At 43.5% G+C, this 15,792-nt stretch carries 12 protein-coding genes and 1 pseudogene; 9 read left to right on the plus strand and 4 right to left on the minus strand.

Going from position 1 to position 15,792, the window contains the following annotated elements:
• Window positions 1-18 precede the first annotated feature (18 nt).
• From RMX98_RS09935 to RMX98_RS09945, 3 genes and pseudogenes are all read left to right on the plus strand, one after another.
• On the plus strand, window positions 19-732 hold the full coding sequence (locus RMX98_RS09935) for a conjugal transfer protein TrbI (RefSeq protein WP_322680868.1): 714 nt from the start codon (window positions 19-21) through the stop codon (window positions 730-732).
• A 1,640-nt stretch (window positions 733-2,372) separates the two neighbouring features.
• Window positions 2,373-3,002: pseudogene (locus tag RMX98_RS09940) on the plus strand (S-layer homology domain-containing protein); the annotation flags it as partial.
• Between the two features lie 417 nt (window positions 3,003-3,419).
• Window positions 3,420-4,661, plus strand: a complete 1,242-nt coding sequence (locus RMX98_RS09945) for an S-layer homology domain-containing protein (protein WP_322680869.1) — start codon at window positions 3,420-3,422, stop codon at window positions 4,659-4,661.
• 385 nt (window positions 4,662-5,046) lie between these two features.
• Here the strand turns inward: RMX98_RS09945 and RMX98_RS09950 are convergent, their stop codons facing one another.
• Window positions 5,047-5,967, minus strand: a complete 921-nt coding sequence (locus tag RMX98_RS09950) for an AraC family transcriptional regulator (RefSeq protein WP_322670961.1) — start codon at window positions 5,965-5,967, stop codon at window positions 5,047-5,049.
• Between the two features lie 298 nt (window positions 5,968-6,265).
• Between RMX98_RS09950 and RMX98_RS09955 the strand changes: the two genes are divergently transcribed.
• The 3 genes from RMX98_RS09955 (at window position 6,266) to RMX98_RS09965 (ending at window position 9,201) form a co-directional block, all read left to right on the plus strand.
• Window positions 6,266-7,231, plus strand: a complete 966-nt coding sequence (locus RMX98_RS09955) for an NADP-dependent oxidoreductase (RefSeq protein WP_322680870.1) — start codon at window positions 6,266-6,268, stop codon at window positions 7,229-7,231.
• 75 nt (window positions 7,232-7,306) lie between these two features.
• Window positions 7,307-8,062, plus strand: a complete 756-nt coding sequence (locus tag RMX98_RS09960; protein ID WP_322680871.1) for an SDR family oxidoreductase — start codon at window positions 7,307-7,309, stop codon at window positions 8,060-8,062.
• Between the two features lie 251 nt (window positions 8,063-8,313).
• On the plus strand, window positions 8,314-9,201 hold the full coding sequence (locus RMX98_RS09965; protein WP_322680872.1) for an aldo/keto reductase family oxidoreductase: 888 nt from the start codon (window positions 8,314-8,316) through the stop codon (window positions 9,199-9,201).
• A 25-nt stretch (window positions 9,202-9,226) separates the two neighbouring features.
• On the opposite strand, the gene RMX98_RS09970 is transcribed toward RMX98_RS09965, so the two are convergent.
• Window positions 9,227-10,582, minus strand: a complete 1,356-nt coding sequence (locus tag RMX98_RS09970; RefSeq protein ID WP_322680873.1) for an ATP-binding protein — start codon at window positions 10,580-10,582, stop codon at window positions 9,227-9,229.
• A 282-nt stretch (window positions 10,583-10,864) separates the two neighbouring features.
• Here RMX98_RS09970 and RMX98_RS09975 point away from each other — a divergent pair, with 282 nt between their 5' ends.
• Entirely contained in the window at window positions 10,865-11,182 is a 318-nt protein-coding gene (locus RMX98_RS09975; RefSeq protein ID WP_041566316.1) for a DUF3155 domain-containing protein, read from the plus strand.
• A 451-nt stretch (window positions 11,183-11,633) separates the two neighbouring features.
• On the opposite strand, the gene RMX98_RS09980 is transcribed toward RMX98_RS09975, so the two are convergent.
• Both RMX98_RS09980 and RMX98_RS09985 read right to left on the minus strand, forming a co-directional pair.
• Window positions 11,634-12,164, minus strand: coding sequence for a cofactor assembly of complex C subunit B (locus RMX98_RS09980; RefSeq protein WP_322680874.1), 531 nt, complete (start codon window positions 12,162-12,164; stop codon window positions 11,634-11,636).
• Between the two features lie 182 nt (window positions 12,165-12,346).
• On the minus strand, window positions 12,347-12,694 hold the full coding sequence (locus tag RMX98_RS09985; protein WP_322680875.1) for a PadR family transcriptional regulator: 348 nt from the start codon (window positions 12,692-12,694) through the stop codon (window positions 12,347-12,349).
• 1,038 nt (window positions 12,695-13,732) lie between these two features.
• On the opposite strand from RMX98_RS09985, the gene RMX98_RS09990 reads away from it, so the two are divergent.
• Together RMX98_RS09990 and serS are read left to right on the plus strand one after the other, a co-directional pair.
• Complete coding sequence (locus tag RMX98_RS09990) at window positions 13,733-14,311, plus strand: DUF3611 family protein (protein ID WP_322680876.1); 579 nt, start codon at window positions 13,733-13,735, stop codon at window positions 14,309-14,311.
• Between the two features lie 175 nt (window positions 14,312-14,486).
• Window positions 14,487-15,767, plus strand: a complete 1,281-nt coding sequence (gene serS, locus RMX98_RS09995; protein WP_322680877.1) for a serine--tRNA ligase — start codon at window positions 14,487-14,489, stop codon at window positions 15,765-15,767.
• The last annotated feature ends 25 nt before the right edge of the window (window positions 15,768-15,792 follow it).

Below are 15,792 nucleotides of genomic sequence, written 5' to 3' on the forward strand. Positions count from 1 at the left end.
ACAAAGGACAACCCTCTTATGACTCGCATACATCAATGGAAATCTGGTACTGCTGCACTGATGGCAATGGCGGTTACTACAACCGTCATTAGTCCCCTATTGAGCTTGGCTCCAGCTAATGCTCAATACAGAATTGATCAAAACAGAACTAGTCAATACGGAAACGTTACCATTCCTTCTGGAGTTAACCTTCCTGTCACCTACGATAAAGAGACAATTACTATTGCTCCTGGAGAAAGTAAATCTCTAACCTTGAGAATTGCCAATGACATTATCGATAGAAATAGAAATGTCTTAATTCCTGCTGGTACTAAAATAAATGGACGGCTAGAACCTGTTGATTTAGATGGTTATTCCAGAGATAGAGATGATAACCAAGGAAAAGGCGTAAGGTTTGTCGCTCAAGAATTAGAATTTTCTAATGGTCAACGTCAGTCAATTAATGCAAGTTCTCGGACATACACTACAACTCAAAGAGTTAAACAGGGGCCCAACACCAGTCAGGTTTTAACTGACGCAGCTATTGGTGGGGGTGCTGGTGTTTTAGGTTCACTAATTACTGGTAATCGCAGAATTGACGATTTAAAACCTGTTATCGGCGCGGCTGCGGGTGCGGGTGCGAGTGTGCTTTTGCGGAACAAAGAAAGAGATGCTTTTGTCCTCAGACCTGCACAGGATTTGAGACTCACACTGAATTCTAACTTGAATTTAGTAGCACAACCCCGCTACTAGATTTAACTTCATTCAAGTTGTGAATTTAATCCTCCCTGATATGCGATCGCCACTTTAACTAGAGTGGGCGATCGCCTTTATTTTTAACCCTCAAAAATTCTCTTGCACCGCAACTATTTCACCTCTGCATCGTCTTAATCGATATCGATATTTATTGTAATACTTATTTAAAAATTAGCTCTATTGTATTCTGTATCTAAAAGAGTATTCAAAATTATGGAATATCCTGATACTTTTATTAAGTAGTAGCGATCAAGGAGCTTTTTCTCATGGTAATTGAAGGTTTAAATTTAAGCACATATCTTGCAATTCCTGTAGTATTAAGTCTTTTGGTTCCGGGAGACAATATAAAGGTATCTTCAGTTGAAAATGCCAGTCAGGTATCCACTAACAATGAAGTGAGTCTATCTAGCCGTGAGCTAATCAGCGCGAATTCTACACCAAAAACATACTATGTCAGTGGTAGTGGAAACGACAATAATAGCGGACTTTCTACTTCATCTGCCTTTAAAACAATTCAAAAGGCAGCAAACCTTACGAACCCTGGCGACACAGTATTGATAATGAATGGAGTATACACAAATACAGGCAAAGCTGGGAGTGTAGTAGATATTAAACGTTCTGGAACTGCAAATGCGTGGATTAGGTATAAAGCATATCCTGGGCATTTCCCAAAAATTCAGCACAATACATGGAATGGGATCACGATTTCAAATAAGGCTTCATATATCGAGATCAACGGGCTGGAGATTATAGGAAACAATGCCAACATAACCCTTGATTATGCGATGAGTCAGAAGACTAATAAGGTAAATCCACTGACTAATGGAAACTGTATCAACGTTGATGGTCGAACGAATGGTCATGTTCATCACATCCGTATTTTGAACAACAAAGTACATGACTGTGGAGGAGCAGGTATTTCAGCGATTGAATCGGACTATGTGACAATAGATAATAATGTGGTATTTAATAATGCCTGGTATGGTGTTTATGGTTCTAGTGGGATTTCAATGTTGAGTAATTGGAATTCTGACAACAACCAGGGATACAAGATGTTTGTTACCAACAACAAGACCTACAACAATCGCATGTACATCCCTTGGATTGCAGTCGGAAAGATCACAGACGGGAATGGCATTATTATCGATAGTACAAAAAATCAAGACAACTCAAAATTGGGTGCATATAAAGGACGTACTTTAGTTAAAAACAATCTTGCATTTAATAATGGTGGTTCGGGTATTCATGCATTTTTTAGCGACCATGTTGATATTGTAAATAATACAGCTTTTTTGAATAATCAGAGTCCAGAACTTAATGGGGGGCAAATATTTGCTCATACGTCGTCTGATGTCAGAATTCTTAGGAACATTCTCTATGCGTTTCCTGGAAAAAATATTAATAACAACACTAAAAATGAAAACGTTGTTTATGATTACAATATTTATCTAAATAGTTCTAAGATAAGTGTCAAGGGGCCTCACGATATTGTTGCAGACTCACAGTTTTTAAGTAAGCATCCCACTCTCGAAAAAATCTCTGACGATTGGAAATCACTAGAGAAACAAAATTCGCCAATGCGGACTGTTATACAGGCTAATTCGGCAGGTTTTGTTTGCGATCCAGTGAATTATCCTTTGCAAGGCAAACAGATCGTAGTGGGATGCTCCTCGCTATCTTCGACTCAAATTGCTTTTTCTGATGTTTCATCTAATTATTGGGCAGCACAATTTATTCAACAATTGTCTCAGCAAGGTGTAATTGCCGGATTTCCCGATGGTAGCTTCCGCCCAGAAGAACCGGTGACACGCGCTCAATTTGCCGCGATGATCGACAAAGCTTTCCCAAAAGCCCAGCAACGGCAGGCAATTAATTTTATTGATGTACCTAGCAACTATTGGGCATATAGTGCGATTGGGCAAGCTTATACTATTGGTTTCTTAGCTGGTTATCCTGGCGATCGCTTTGAGCCTAATCAAGCTATCCCCCGCGAGCAGGTTTTGGTTGCCCTCGCTAATGGTTTGAAATATAGTCCTAGTGGCAATACCGAAAGCACTCTGCAATACTTCAACGATGCCTCTAACATCGCTAACTATGCCCGTAGCCCGATTGCCGCAGCAGCCCAAAAGCAAATTGTGGTGAACTATCCGAACGTCAAGTTACTGAATCCAACAGCAACCGCTACTCGCGCCCAGGTAGCAGCTTTTATCTACCAAGCATTAGTTAGTTCTAATCAAGCCTCAGCAATTAACTCACCCTATGTAGTGTTAAAACCTAGCAATTAACTCGTCATATACAATGTTTGTCGGGTCTACTAGTTCAACACCTGTATCAGTTACAATTAGAATCTGTTGATTTAGATAGTTATTTAATAGGCGATCGCTACTTTAACTAGAGTGTGCGATCGCCTTTACTTTTAACCATAAAATTTTCTACTTAACAGCAACTATTCTTTCTCTAGATCGTCTCACTCCGTATCTATATTTTTGGAAATCTGCTAATAGAGAATAGTGTGATGATATTACTTCTATTAGCTAGTTCGTTTGGCATAGATTTTTTGAATTATGACTATATGACTAAAGTAATGGTTTTGAAAAAAAGCAGAAAAATTAGGAACCTTGTACTTTAGTAAATGTCTAACTAATTAACAGTAAAAAAAATAATAAAACTGGAGCAAAAAAATAATGTTTAACTTAAATCGTTGGCAATCTAGAACAGCTGCACTCATAGCTTTGAGCGTCACAGTCGGTACTGTAGCGCCTTTCATTACAGCTTCACCATCTTTAGCTCAAACGACTTTTTCTGATGTTTCATCTAACTATTGGGCAGCACAATTTATTCAACAATTGTCACAGCGAGGTGTAATTGCCGGATTTCCTGATGGTAGTTTCCGCCCTGAAGAACCGGTGACACGCGCTCAATTTGCCGCGATGGTTAACAAAGCTTTCCAAAAAGCACAGCAACGGCCAGCAATCAATTTTGCTGATGTACCTAGTAACTATTGGGCATCCAGCGCGATTCAACAAGCTTATACCATTGGTTTCTTATCTGGTTATCCCGGTAATCGCTTTGAACCTAATCAAGCTATTCCCCGCGAACAGGTTTTAGTTTCCCTCGCTAACGGTTTGGAATATACTCCTAGCGGTAATACCGAAAGCACTCTGCAATACTTCAACGATGCCTCTAACATCGCTAGCTATGCCCGTAGCCCGATCGCCGCAGCAACTGAAAGGAAAATTGTGGTGAACTATCCGAATGTGAACTTCCTGAATCCAACTGCAACCGCCACTCGCGCTCAGGTAGCAGCTTTTATCTACCAAGCATTGGTTAGTTCTAATCAAGCCTCAGCAATTAACTCACCTTATGTAGTGGCTGTCGGGTCTACTACCCCAACACCTACATCAGTGACAATTGCCCAAGGGACTACTATTCCTGTGAAGTATGACAAGGCAGAAAAAATTCTCGTTACAAAGGATGAAACATCGCCCTTGACATTGACAGTATCCCAAAATGTGGTGACGCAAGACGGAGCTGTAGTGATTCCTGCTGGTAGTCAAGTTGTTGGTCAACTCAAACCTGCTACAGGCGGTTCTCAATTCGTTGCTGAGAAACTAGTTTTGACCAACGGTCAAGAGTATCAGCTTAATGCTAGTTCTGACGTGATTACCAAAACTGAAACCGTCAAGAAGGGTACTAGTGTTGGTTCAATTATCAAGGATACTGTATTGGGCGCAGGTGCGGCAACTGCGGTATCTGCGGTCACAGGCGATCGCGCCATTGCCACAGAAGAAGTCTTGGGTGGTGCTGGTATCGGTGCGTTGGTTGGTCTGTTCTTCGGGAAGAATAGTGTTGACTTAATCGCCATTGACCCAAATACCGATTTACAAATGACCATCAATCAAAACTTGTTGGTTTCATTAAGATAGTCATTAGTACATATAAAGCTGAATTGTAAGAATAGCGTAAATACTAATATATTTAGTATTTACGCTAGTTTTTTATCAAACTAAAACCTTTGAGAAACTTGCTGAAACTAAATTTAAGTTAAGAGCCTATTTATAAAGTAAATATTAAGTAGGATGTGTTACGGCTATGTAAGGATTTGGGAGTTTCAAAAAATCAGCATTAGCCGTAACGCATCATATCTGTCGGTGCGTTAAGCGTTGCTATAACGCACCCTACAATTTAAGCTTTACTTTATAAATCATCTCTAAGCAAATTTTTTACGCCGTTTTTTATTAGCGTAAGCTTGTACCATTAATTACGAATTACGAATTACGAATTACGAGTTACGAATTAGTAATTATTCGGTCAAGCCGTTCGTAACCGTTCGATGTCTCGCATCGGTGGCGCACCGAACAGGCGGGAATATTCCCGGCTGAACTGTGAGGGACTTTCGTACCCGACCTGATAGGCAGCAGAGGTTGCATCACAATCTTCCGTCAGCATCAGGCGACGAGCTTCCAACAGTCTTAACTGCTTTTGATATTGAAGCGGACTCATTGAAGTCACTTGCTTGAAGTGCTGATGAAACGACGAAGTAGACATTCTTACCTGCTTTGCTAAATCCTCGACTCGCATCGGCTGAGTAAACTTAGACTTAATCCGTTTAATCGCTTCGGCAATTCGCTGCATACTGCTGCCAGATGTAGCAATTTGACGCACGGCTTCACTTTGTTCCCCGATCAGCAGACGGTAGTAGAGTTCCCGAATCATCATCGGTGCCAGCATAGGAATATCCTGTGGCGTATCTAAGAGCTTAGTGAGGCGAAGGGCACAGTCAAGCAACGTGGGATCGGCGTTGCTCACAAATAAGCCTCGGACAGAGTTCTCTTTCTTCGCTGAACTAAAATTCATTTGAGCAGCCATTTCACAAAGTTGCATTGGGTCTAGGGTCAGCTTTAATCCCAAATACGGCCGATCGCTTGTCGCCTCAACAATACACCCGCCGATGGGGAGATCGACTGAGACAACAAGACATTGCCCAATCTCATAGGGATACGTTTCCTCTCCCAGCACTATGTTTTTCTTGCCTTGAACGAGAATGGCCAGACGCGGTTCATAATCCTGGTAAATGATCGCAGATGACGCATTCGATCGCGAAAAGCTCAATGGTGCGATCGCAGTTGGATAAACAAGGTTGTTATTGGGTTCGGTGTGCCGCTCCACTAATGCCGCCAGCGCTTCGCAGCGATCTGCAACTACCTCAGAATTGGGGATAACGAAAGTCATGGTAAAGCCTCGACTCATTCAATGCCCTACACGATTATAGAATGTCTTCAAGCAATCCATGCTGGAGAATTAGGCAAGGATCGAAGAGTTTTAGGCATTGGAAACTCTGAATCGAATTCGTAGGATGAAAGCATCTCAAGCAAGACCTTAAAGAGTCCGAAGAACGATGCCGCATTTCTTTCCTGAAATTAAAAACTTCTTGGAGGAAATGGCAATCCGTCCAAACAAACTTTGAAAGCAGTTTTACGCCTTTGAACTCCTCAATAACAACTGAAGCAATAAGCAGGAGAACCTATTTATGCAAAATACTCCGCAACAAATGAAAGCAATGGCTGTGGACGAGTTCGGTCATGCTGACAAGCTGACTTTGCACACCTTACCCGTGCCTATGGTAGATGCAGGCGAAGTTTTGATTCGCATCGAGATTGCCGGAGTTGGCATCTGGGACGCAATGGAGCGTGAAGGCGATCTGGTGTATAACGAAGTCCATTTTCCGCGCGTGCTGGGCGGCGAATGTGCAGGCACGATTGTTGCCATTGGCGACGGCGTTGAGCGTTTTGCTGTTGGCGATCGCGTTTACGCCCAGAGCTTCATGAATGACAAGGGCGGTAGCTATGCCCAATACGTCGTCGTATCTGAAAAAACGGTCGCGTCGATACCCGATGGTCTCGATATGCTGATGGCAGGCGGGCTACCCATTGCTGGTATCACAGCGCTAAACAATTTGCTGGCACTGGGGATAGGCAGCGAAACCAAATTAATGCTGTGGGGCGCGAGCGGCGGTGTCGGTCACGTGGCGCTGCAACTGGCTAAACGTATGGGGGCACTCGTTTTCGCGATCGCATCTGGTGCAGACGGCGTAGAACTGTGTAAGCAATTGGGTGCCGACGAAGCGGTAGATGGACGCGCCGACGACGTTGCCCAACGCGCCCGCGCTTTTGCCCCCGATGGTTTCGATGCGGCGCTGGTGTTGGTGGGCGGCGACACAGTTCAATCTACGCTGAGTTTGGTGCGCCAGGGTGGGATCGTCTCCTTTCCTAACGGCGTGATGCCCGAACCCAAAGCGCCCGACGGTGTGGAACTCAAGAAGGCAAATGGCTTCGCCGACCCGATGTTGTTAGACGAACTTAACCGATTGATCGGTATCGGTGAGTTTCAAGTTCACATCGCGCAGACATTTGCGCTGTCAGAGGCGGCACAGGCGCAGGATGCGATGAAACAGCACTATTTGGGCAAAATCGTGTTGCGCGTGAGCGGCGAATAAGCGCTGATTGAATTTTCAGCTTTGACAACAACTTTACTCTCAACAAATTTTGACATCTTTGCAGGAAAAATACTTATGAATCTCACGGACAACACCATCCTCATTACTGGCGGCACAAGCGGCATCGGTCGTGGGCTTGCCGAGGCTTTCTATCAACGCGGTAATCAAGTGATCGTCGCAGGTCGCCGTCAACATCTTCTCGACGAAATCACCGCCGCTCACTCCGGTATGCACGGGATTCAACTTGACGTTCAAGATCCGGCGGACATCGAAGCCTTTGCGTCCCGCGTTCGAGAGCAGTTCCCTAAACTCAATGTTCTGATCAACAATGCCGGAATTGCTAAGACGGAAGACCTCACCTCAGATCCGATCGATTTCTTTGCGATCCAGTCTATGATTCAGACTAATGTTGTCGGTGTACTTCACCTCACGGCGGCGCTCCTCCCGACTCTCAAACAGCAACCGCATTCAACGATTATCACCACCACCTCTGGCTTGGCTTTCGTTCCCATCAGTCCATATCCGACTTATTGCGCGAGCAAGGCTTTTCTGCATTCTTGGTTGCAGTCGCTCCGCGTTCAGCTTAAAGAAACCTTCGTGGAGGTTCTTGAACTTGCCCCACCCTATGTACAGACGGAACTTGGCGGGGCTAGTCAGGCGACCGATCCTGCTGCAATGCCACTGGCTGACTTTATTGCTGAAGTGATGCAGATTCTCAGCACTCCCAACCCGCCCCACGGCGAAATCCTTGTTAATCGTGTCAAAGCACTACGATTTGCTGAAAGGAACGGTGAGTATGAGCAAATATTCGCAAGCCGCAACGAACAATAGACTTCTTGGCATTTGTAGGGAAAAGGGTAAGGGGGAAAGGGTAAAGGAAAATAAAAACCTTTTCCCTTTAACCTTTCCCCTTTTCCCACCTCTTGCAAAAATTACTTTTGCAAGAGGTCTAATGACAAGCGTTAAGAATCTATCGATCGCCAAAAGAGGGCTGCGATCGCACGCTGCGACATCAATGAGAAATGGACTGTACAAAATTGCTTTCGTTAAATCACTAAAAAATTCTTGGAGAAAGTAGCAATATGTCTGAGCAAACGAACCTTGGTGGCAATTTTACGCTGCCGAACACTTCAATCACAGTGAAGCGCATAGGTTATGGTGCCATGCAACTCGCGGGCCCGAATGTAATGGGTGCGCCGCGAGATGTGGATGCAGCCGTTGCTGTTTTGCGCGAAGCGATCGCCCTTGGCATTAATCATATCGACACCAGCGACTTCTACGGCCCTCACATCACGAATCAAATTATCAGACAAGCACTGCATCCCTACCCAGAAGATTTAGCGATCGTCACCAAGGTTGGAGCGCGTCGTCCTGAAGATGGCTCGTGGGTTCCCGCGATGTCGCCGCAGGAACTAACCGAAGCGATTCACGACAACCTGCGTAACCTCGGACTCGATGCGATCGATGTTGTCAATCTCCGCTTGATGGGTGACGTTCACGGCCCATCAGAGGGTTCTCTTGCAGAGCCGCTAACGACCTTAGCCGAACTTAAGGAGCAGGGATTAATTCGTCACCTCGGTTTGAGCAATGTCACACCTACGCAGTTGGCAGAGGCGCAAACGATCGCAGAAATCGTCTGCGTGCAGAATCAGTACAACGTAGCGCACCGGGAAGATGACGCTTTCATTGACGACCTCGCGAAGCAGGGAATTGCTTATGTGCCGTTCTTCCCGCTGGGTGGGTTCAATCCGTTGCAATCGTCAGCCCTCGATGCTGTCGCAGCATCACTTGGAGCCACACCGATGCAGGTCGCCTTGGCATGGCTGCTTCAGAGATCGCCGAACATCCTGTTAATTCCTGGAACGTCATCCATTAGTCATCTGCACGAAAACACCAAAGCGGCAGACCTGCAACTTTCACCGCAAACGATCGCACATCTCGACGCGATCGCTACAACTGCGGTTCAGTGAAAACATTATTGTCCAAGGCTAAAAACTAATTCTCAACTTCCGGCAACCAAATAATAAATGTAGTTCCTGGCGCATTGGGTGAAGTGAATTTAGAGTTGATTGCAGGGCTGAAAACCTCAATTTCGCCCTGCATTTGCTCTATTAGTTGTTTAGCGATCGCTAACCCCAAACCTGTACCGGGAATTTCTGTTTGCGCTTGTACACCGCGATAATGCCGTTCTCCAAGATGTTCTAAATCCTGGGGTGGAATACCGGGCCCGTTATCACTAATAACTATTCCCTGAAAATGAGCTTTTTTTTGCCCTGCCTGAATCAAAATTTTACCACCAATGGGAGTATATTTCAAAGCATTATCAATAATATTAGTTAACACTTCTCGTAATGCTTTGACATTGGCACGTACTAGAGATGAATTCTCTTGAATTTCAGTTATTAGTTTTAGCTTTCGCTCTTGGGCGATCGCTTTGGCTGATATTAATAATGGTTCTAATATATCTGCTAGGGAGCAGTCAACTGCTTTATCTCCCGTTCCTGGTAATAATAGCGGCGGTTTAGCGGATTTTTGAATAGTTGCTTCTACAAATACTCCATCTTCCGGTAGATGTAGTGGTGCTAAATCTGCCTCTGTCAAGTCAATTACTTGTTCAAATTGTTGCAGTAATTCTTTAAGGCGATCGCTTTCTCTGACAATACTATTTGCCACATCCCGGTTAGCATCTGCTGGTCGTAGTCGTTTCAATAACAATTTGCCAAAAGTCCGTAAAGCTGTTAATGGGTTACGAAACTGATGCAACAGGTTATCTAGCAAATCTTGCTGTTTTTCTTGGAGAATTTGTTGCTCGCGCAACTGCTCCTCAAACCATGCTCGGCGCTGATCTAAAATACAAGCGATCGCTAATGTTTGAGCTATCCGTTGAATCTGACTTTGCTCGTGTTCGTTCCATGCCCGGTCTTGCCTACCTGTCACTAATAACCCCATCATCACACCCTCATAAACCAGAGGTAAAACAATTTGGTTGCCACTAAGTAGGTATTCATTTTTTAGATCGGGTTGAGACGAATCTGGTGTCTCCGACTTCCGTGACGAGCTGGGAGATTCTGAACCTGCTGTCAATAACCTTCTCTGATGATTGGGTAATCTCAACGCATTTCCAACTTGAAGTTGCTTGTATGCTGTCCCCTCAGCATTCTCCTCTCCTGGCGGTAGTAATGCTGTTTCTGGGTAAATCACCACAGGAATAAGTTTTGCATCACCGGAAGGAGTTTCTATCAATTCTTGTGTTAGGTACACAATACTTAAAGTTGCTCCCAGCCCTTGGGTTAGTAGCGCTATTTGCTCTCGACACAGAGCAAGAAAATCGGAACTGGCAGACATTAACATTTTTTAGCTATTGCTCAAGATTATAGATTTTGAGGCATGATGTAAGAGAGGATACTTAATTTTTACCTCACTCATTTAATAAAGCTTAACTAAAATTTTCTTAGAGATGGTTTCTACTAGGGGATTATATTCTTAGGTAATTTTGTTTTGTCTATATTAGATATTAACTTTCTTATATTAAAAGGTTAAAAACTATTGATATTTTGAACTAGAACCTATATAATGACGACGGATTTTGTAGCTATCACTACAATCTATAGCTTGAAAGAGGAGGACAGTATATTGGCAAGGAGACGCAAAAGGAAGAGTCGTCGTCGTCAGGAAGGACGGCGTATTTTGGAACATGTGCCTCAATATAGCATCGAAAGTGGCGAAGAAAAGCCTGTGACAGCAGCGAGAAGATTCATTCAAGCTGAAGGGATTTTGCCACCTGCATTGCTACTCGTAAAGCGAAATGAACACACTACAGATCGTTATTTCTGGGCAGAAAAGGGACTGTTTGGTGCTCAATACGTAGAGGAAAACCATTTCTTGTTTCCTAGCTTGAGGGTGTTAGAACCTTCGCCAGGTCAGGAACCTCTTGCTTTAGCTAGTAGGTGAACCGATAAATGGTCATCTTAGGCATTGAATGTGGCTCCTGACTACATTAACTGGCAAAATTGCTAAGTTTATGCAAAATTTAATTTTTTTTTAGTTTGTACCTGATTTGCCAGTAAATCTAGTCCAGGTAGTTGGAAAAAAAACCTGTCTCAAACCACGCTAGATTGCATGGGTTGATACTATTTTGATGATGCAGAAGGGAGTGGGTATAGAGCCAAGCGCGTCTAAAAAGAAGAGTGAAGTTGCGCTCTTATGCCGTAGATGGTTAAAGCTTGCTCTGTCAATGAATTTAAGTTAATGAATTTAAATTTTTTCCCCACGACACAAGTCATGGGGAAAAGTGACAAAGCAGGGGTCTTGATTTCCTCCTTCCTACTTTCCATTACCTAAAGAGTAGGTCTGGTCAGAAGTCTGCATATCATAGTTAAGAGATGGTCACAAAAAGCAACAATTATTTCCCAGGCTTAAGCTGTAGAGTCCTCTGCAACTCGCTGAGTTCATCTCGATGGGCAACTACGGTTATGTTACTTGAGGAGGTTTGTTCGCTCTGAGTTGTTTCTACTTTGAGCGATACCTTCTCAAGTCTTCCAGATTTTTTCCAATAAAATAGACCACTTAAAGGCGACAGCAATACCAGCGCGAGAACAAAGGTACTGAGGCTAGGAAAAAGCAGGGATACAACCAAAGATAGACAAATAATCCCACTAGCTGCCAGTAAAGTTAGAAATATAGCTAAGAACCAGCTGGGGCGAACATTACCTTCAAAAATCACCTGGTTTTGTTCTCGGTCTACCCCTGCCACTCGGTAAGACCGCGATCGAAAATACTCTTTTAATTGAGACATTAAAGCAGCTTCGTCTTGCTCAGATACCAGTTGCACTATTTCTGTGCGGTCTTTAGTCGAGGCACGAATAAAGAAAAACAGCCCAACCGATAACAACAAGGTTAGCAGGAACGTAGATGGCAGAATAGCAGTATCCATAACTAATTGTTAGTGTTTGACTGGAGGAGACTTATTCATTATCAATTATTCGTTATACCAATTTGAACAATGATTGCGACAAATGGAGCGCCAAAAAGCGATTATTAGGGACTCTTCCACAATCCAAAGTCCAAAATCGCTCGACTAAGCGCTCACGACGAAGTTTAAAATCTAAAATGGTATTACCTTCTCCTCCCGTTAATGTAGTTTTGCCAAAGAAAAGCTAAATCCTGAGCTTGAACTTGCCATTCGGGAAAAACTTGGTACATCCGCCTGGGGCGTCCCCGTCCTTCGAGTTTCTTCCAATATCCAGTGATTGCCCCTTGGTCTTCCAAAAATTTGATTGCACTGTAAAGTACGGTATCTGAAAGCCGATAGATGGGATATTCAGTTTCTAATTGCTCGATCAACTCGGTTCCGTAGGATTCACCTTGTAATAAAACAGACAGTATGTAACAAACTGCTAGTTCCTGACAAAGGTAAGTTGGCGGAGGATTCTCAAAAAATTGATATATATCCTCAAGTTTCATGGTTAGTGAATGGCTAAAAAAATGCTTTAAAGTAAGGTCTACAATCCTTATAGCCAGTATACAGTGCTACCACTAAGTGAGTAATACATATAAAGCTACTTAGACTAGATATTCATTGCGTAAACACCAAATAATCACCCACGCCTGTAAAGTTGTGGGAAGAGTTTGCGAGTTTTAGGGGTACAAAATAGTAGACTTCTTGCAGAAGTGGGGTAAGGGGTAAAGGGGAAAACGGCGATAGAATTACCCTTTTCCTTTAACCTTTACCCTTTCCCCCCTCTTGCAAAACTATTTTTGCAAGAGGTCTAGTGTACCTCTACCCAAGCTCGATACGGTGTGGTGAGGAACGAACAGACAGTGGCGAACTCACTATCTTGGTGTCAAGTGATGCTGAACTAGTTAGAACCGCTTAAGCAATAAAATGCCATCGAAGAAATTTTACAGGTAAAATGCTATTTTGTCTGTAAAAGTTAATAAACACTTTGTTTTACAGTGATTTTCCCAATGCGAATTTTAAAAGCTTACGCTAAGGGATGTGTCTGGGTTAAGGCTGGTATGGCAGTGGAAACACTTAAGCAGTAACGATTACTTATTTCTTTGACAAGAGAATCTCTTGTCTCTTATGGCAGGTGTGATAGTAAATTTATCAAAGAAGACCTAAATTTTCACGTTATGTGGATATGGAAAAGCCCCCAAGAAACCTAACCTCTTAACCCCCAACACGTCGCGGGAAGGGGAAAATTCAAAGTCTTTCTTTATTTAAGAGAAAGATTTAGAGAGGTTTTCCATATACAGTAGACCTCTTGCAAAAGTTCTTTTTGCAAGAGGTGGGAAAATGGACTCATGTTAAAGGGGAAAGGGAAAATAACAAACCTTTCCCCCTTTCCCCTTACCCTTTTCCCGACAAATGCCAAGAAGTCTAGTAAAAAGCCAGAAAGAATACGGGGAGAGGGGGAGATGCGGTGACACAAGTAAAGAACTCTCCATATCTCCTTGTCCCCGCGTCCCTTAATCAAGCGCCCAGCACATTGGTGAACTATGTCACAAACTCCTGATGCCCCATCATCTTCCTCAACTCTTAGGGCAATTGCCCAAACTTTTCGCCTTACAGGTTGGATCAGCTTCTGGATTCAGCTAGTACTAGGCGTTGTTTCTAGCATAATTGTGTTGTTGTTCGCCATCTTTAATCAAAGAACTGGCAGTCCTAGTAATAATCCTGGGACTGGCTTTGGCGTATTTTTAGCAATTTGTGGACTGGTTGTTTTGGGTGGAGGTATTTATTTAGCTTATCGTTACACGAGAATTGGCAAACAATTGGAATCCTCCAATCCCAGCAATCGCCCTCGGAAAAGCGAGACTGTGCAAGTATTACGCTTAGGGCTGTGGGTGAATTTAGGAGGAATACTGGTGACTCTTTTGGGGGCGCAAGCGATCGTTGGAACACTGGTAGCAAGATCCATATCTCCTCAAGCGATAACTACCCAATTTTTTGACCCTACCCGAATTATTAGCGGTCTAGATATGCTTGTGGTGCAGGCAAACACCAATACTGTTTCAGCACACTTTGCAGGGGTTATTGCATCGCTTTGGTTACTCAATCGCATTAACCGACCTTAGAAAGGGGAGTAATACCAAATTTTGGATTTTAAATTTTGGATTTTAAATTTTTCTAGCCCTAGCAAGATTGGCAGGGGGAAATTTTTATGGTTGCTTTTATGCTCGTCGCAAGCCAAAATCAGTATATGCTGATGTGTTGGCAGGTAGATAATAGGCTAAAAACTGAGAAAAATCTGTGCTGGATATCAAGCAAATACGGGAAAATCCGCAATTAGTTCAAGAACGATTGAATAGTCGTAGTGGTAAATACGACATTGAACCGATATTACTGTTAGATCGGCAACAACGGGAACTTGAGGGGACGCGTAGTCAACTCCAAGCTCGTAGCAACGAAATTGGTAAAATTGTCGGGCAGAAGATTAAATCTGGGATCAATCCTCAAGACCCAGAAATTCAAGCTTTACGGGATGAAGGTAACTCTGTCAAAGCTACGTTGAGTGAACTGGAACCCCAAGAAAAAGACCTCAAAGCTAAAATTGCTCAACTTGTATTGGCACTTCCCAATTTGCCCAGCGACTCTACACCCCTTGGTAAAAATGATGAAGATAACGTAGAAGTGCGGCGTTGGGGTGATGAGTACATTCCCCAAAATCCGAATATTCTCCCTCACTGGGAAATTGGCGAAAAGCTGGGTATTCTCAATGTTGAGCGAGCTGTTAAAGTTGCCCAAAGTCGCTTTGTGACTTTGATAGGCGCTGGTGTGGCATTGGAGAGGGCATTAATTCAATTTATGCTGAGTCTCCATACTCAAGCTGGTTATGTGGAAGTCAGTCCACCGCTATTAGTGAATACTGAGTCTTTGACGGCGACCGGTCAGTTACCTAAATTTGCGGAAGAAAGCTTTAAATGCGCTGATGACGACTTGTGGCTGATTCCGACGGCGGAAGTTCCAGTTACAAATCTCTACCGGGGTGAAATTCTCGCTGCTGAAGATTTGCCTATTTACCACTGTGCTTTTACTCCCTGTTTTCGTCGCGAAGCTGGTAGTTATGGGCGCGATATGCGGGGATTAATTCGCCTGCATCAGTTCAACAAGGTGGAAATGGTGAAGTTTGTCGAACCCAGCACTTCTTTTGATGAACTGGAGAAATTGGTAGGGAATGCAGAAGCAATTTTACAGGCGTTGAAGTTGCCTTACCGAGTAGTAAATTTAAGTACTGGAGATTTGGGATTTGCTTCTACCAAAACTTATGATTTAGAGGTTTGGTTGCCCTCTTCTGGCAAATATCGCGAAATTTCTAGCTGTTCCAATACTATAGATTTCCAAGCGCGACGGGCTGATATTCGCTTCAAAGAGGCGGGGAAGAAAGGAACTCAGTTCGTACATACCCTCAATGGTTCAGGTTTGGCGGTGGGAAGGACGATGGCAGCAATTTTGGAGAATTATCAACAACCTGATGGGACGGTGAGGATACCAGAAGTGTTACAACCTTACTTGGGACGTGAAGTTTTGTAATTTGTCATTGGTCATTTGTCATTTG

The sequence above is a fragment of the Nostoc sp. DedQUE02 genome (genome assembly GCF_034531035.1).
GTDB lineage: Bacteria > Cyanobacteriota > Cyanobacteriia > Cyanobacteriales > Nostocaceae > Nostoc.

Coding starts and splice junctions, on each gene's coding strand:
- RMX98_RS09935 (WP_322680868.1), top strand. CDS start 19: ATGACTCGCATACATCAATGGAAATCTGGTACTGCTGCACTGATGGCA.
- RMX98_RS09945 (WP_322680869.1), top strand. CDS start 3,420: ATGTTTAACTTAAATCGTTGGCAATCTAGAACAGCTGCACTCATAGCT.
- RMX98_RS09950 (WP_322670961.1), bottom strand. CDS start 5,967: ATGACTTTCGTTATCCCCAATTCTGAGGTAGTTGCAGATCGCTGCGAA.
- RMX98_RS09955 (WP_322680870.1), top strand. CDS start 6,266: ATGCAAAATACTCCGCAACAAATGAAAGCAATGGCTGTGGACGAGTTC.
- RMX98_RS09960 (WP_322680871.1), top strand. CDS start 7,307: ATGAATCTCACGGACAACACCATCCTCATTACTGGCGGCACAAGCGGC.
- RMX98_RS09965 (WP_322680872.1), top strand. CDS start 8,314: ATGTCTGAGCAAACGAACCTTGGTGGCAATTTTACGCTGCCGAACACT.
- RMX98_RS09970 (WP_322680873.1), bottom strand. CDS start 10,582: ATGTTAATGTCTGCCAGTTCCGATTTTCTTGCTCTGTGTCGAGAGCAA.
- RMX98_RS09980 (WP_322680874.1), bottom strand. CDS start 12,164: ATGGATACTGCTATTCTGCCATCTACGTTCCTGCTAACCTTGTTGTTA.
- RMX98_RS09985 (WP_322680875.1), bottom strand. CDS start 12,694: ATGAAACTTGAGGATATATATCAATTTTTTGAGAATCCTCCGCCAACT.
- RMX98_RS09990 (WP_322680876.1), top strand. CDS start 13,733: ATGTCACAAACTCCTGATGCCCCATCATCTTCCTCAACTCTTAGGGCA.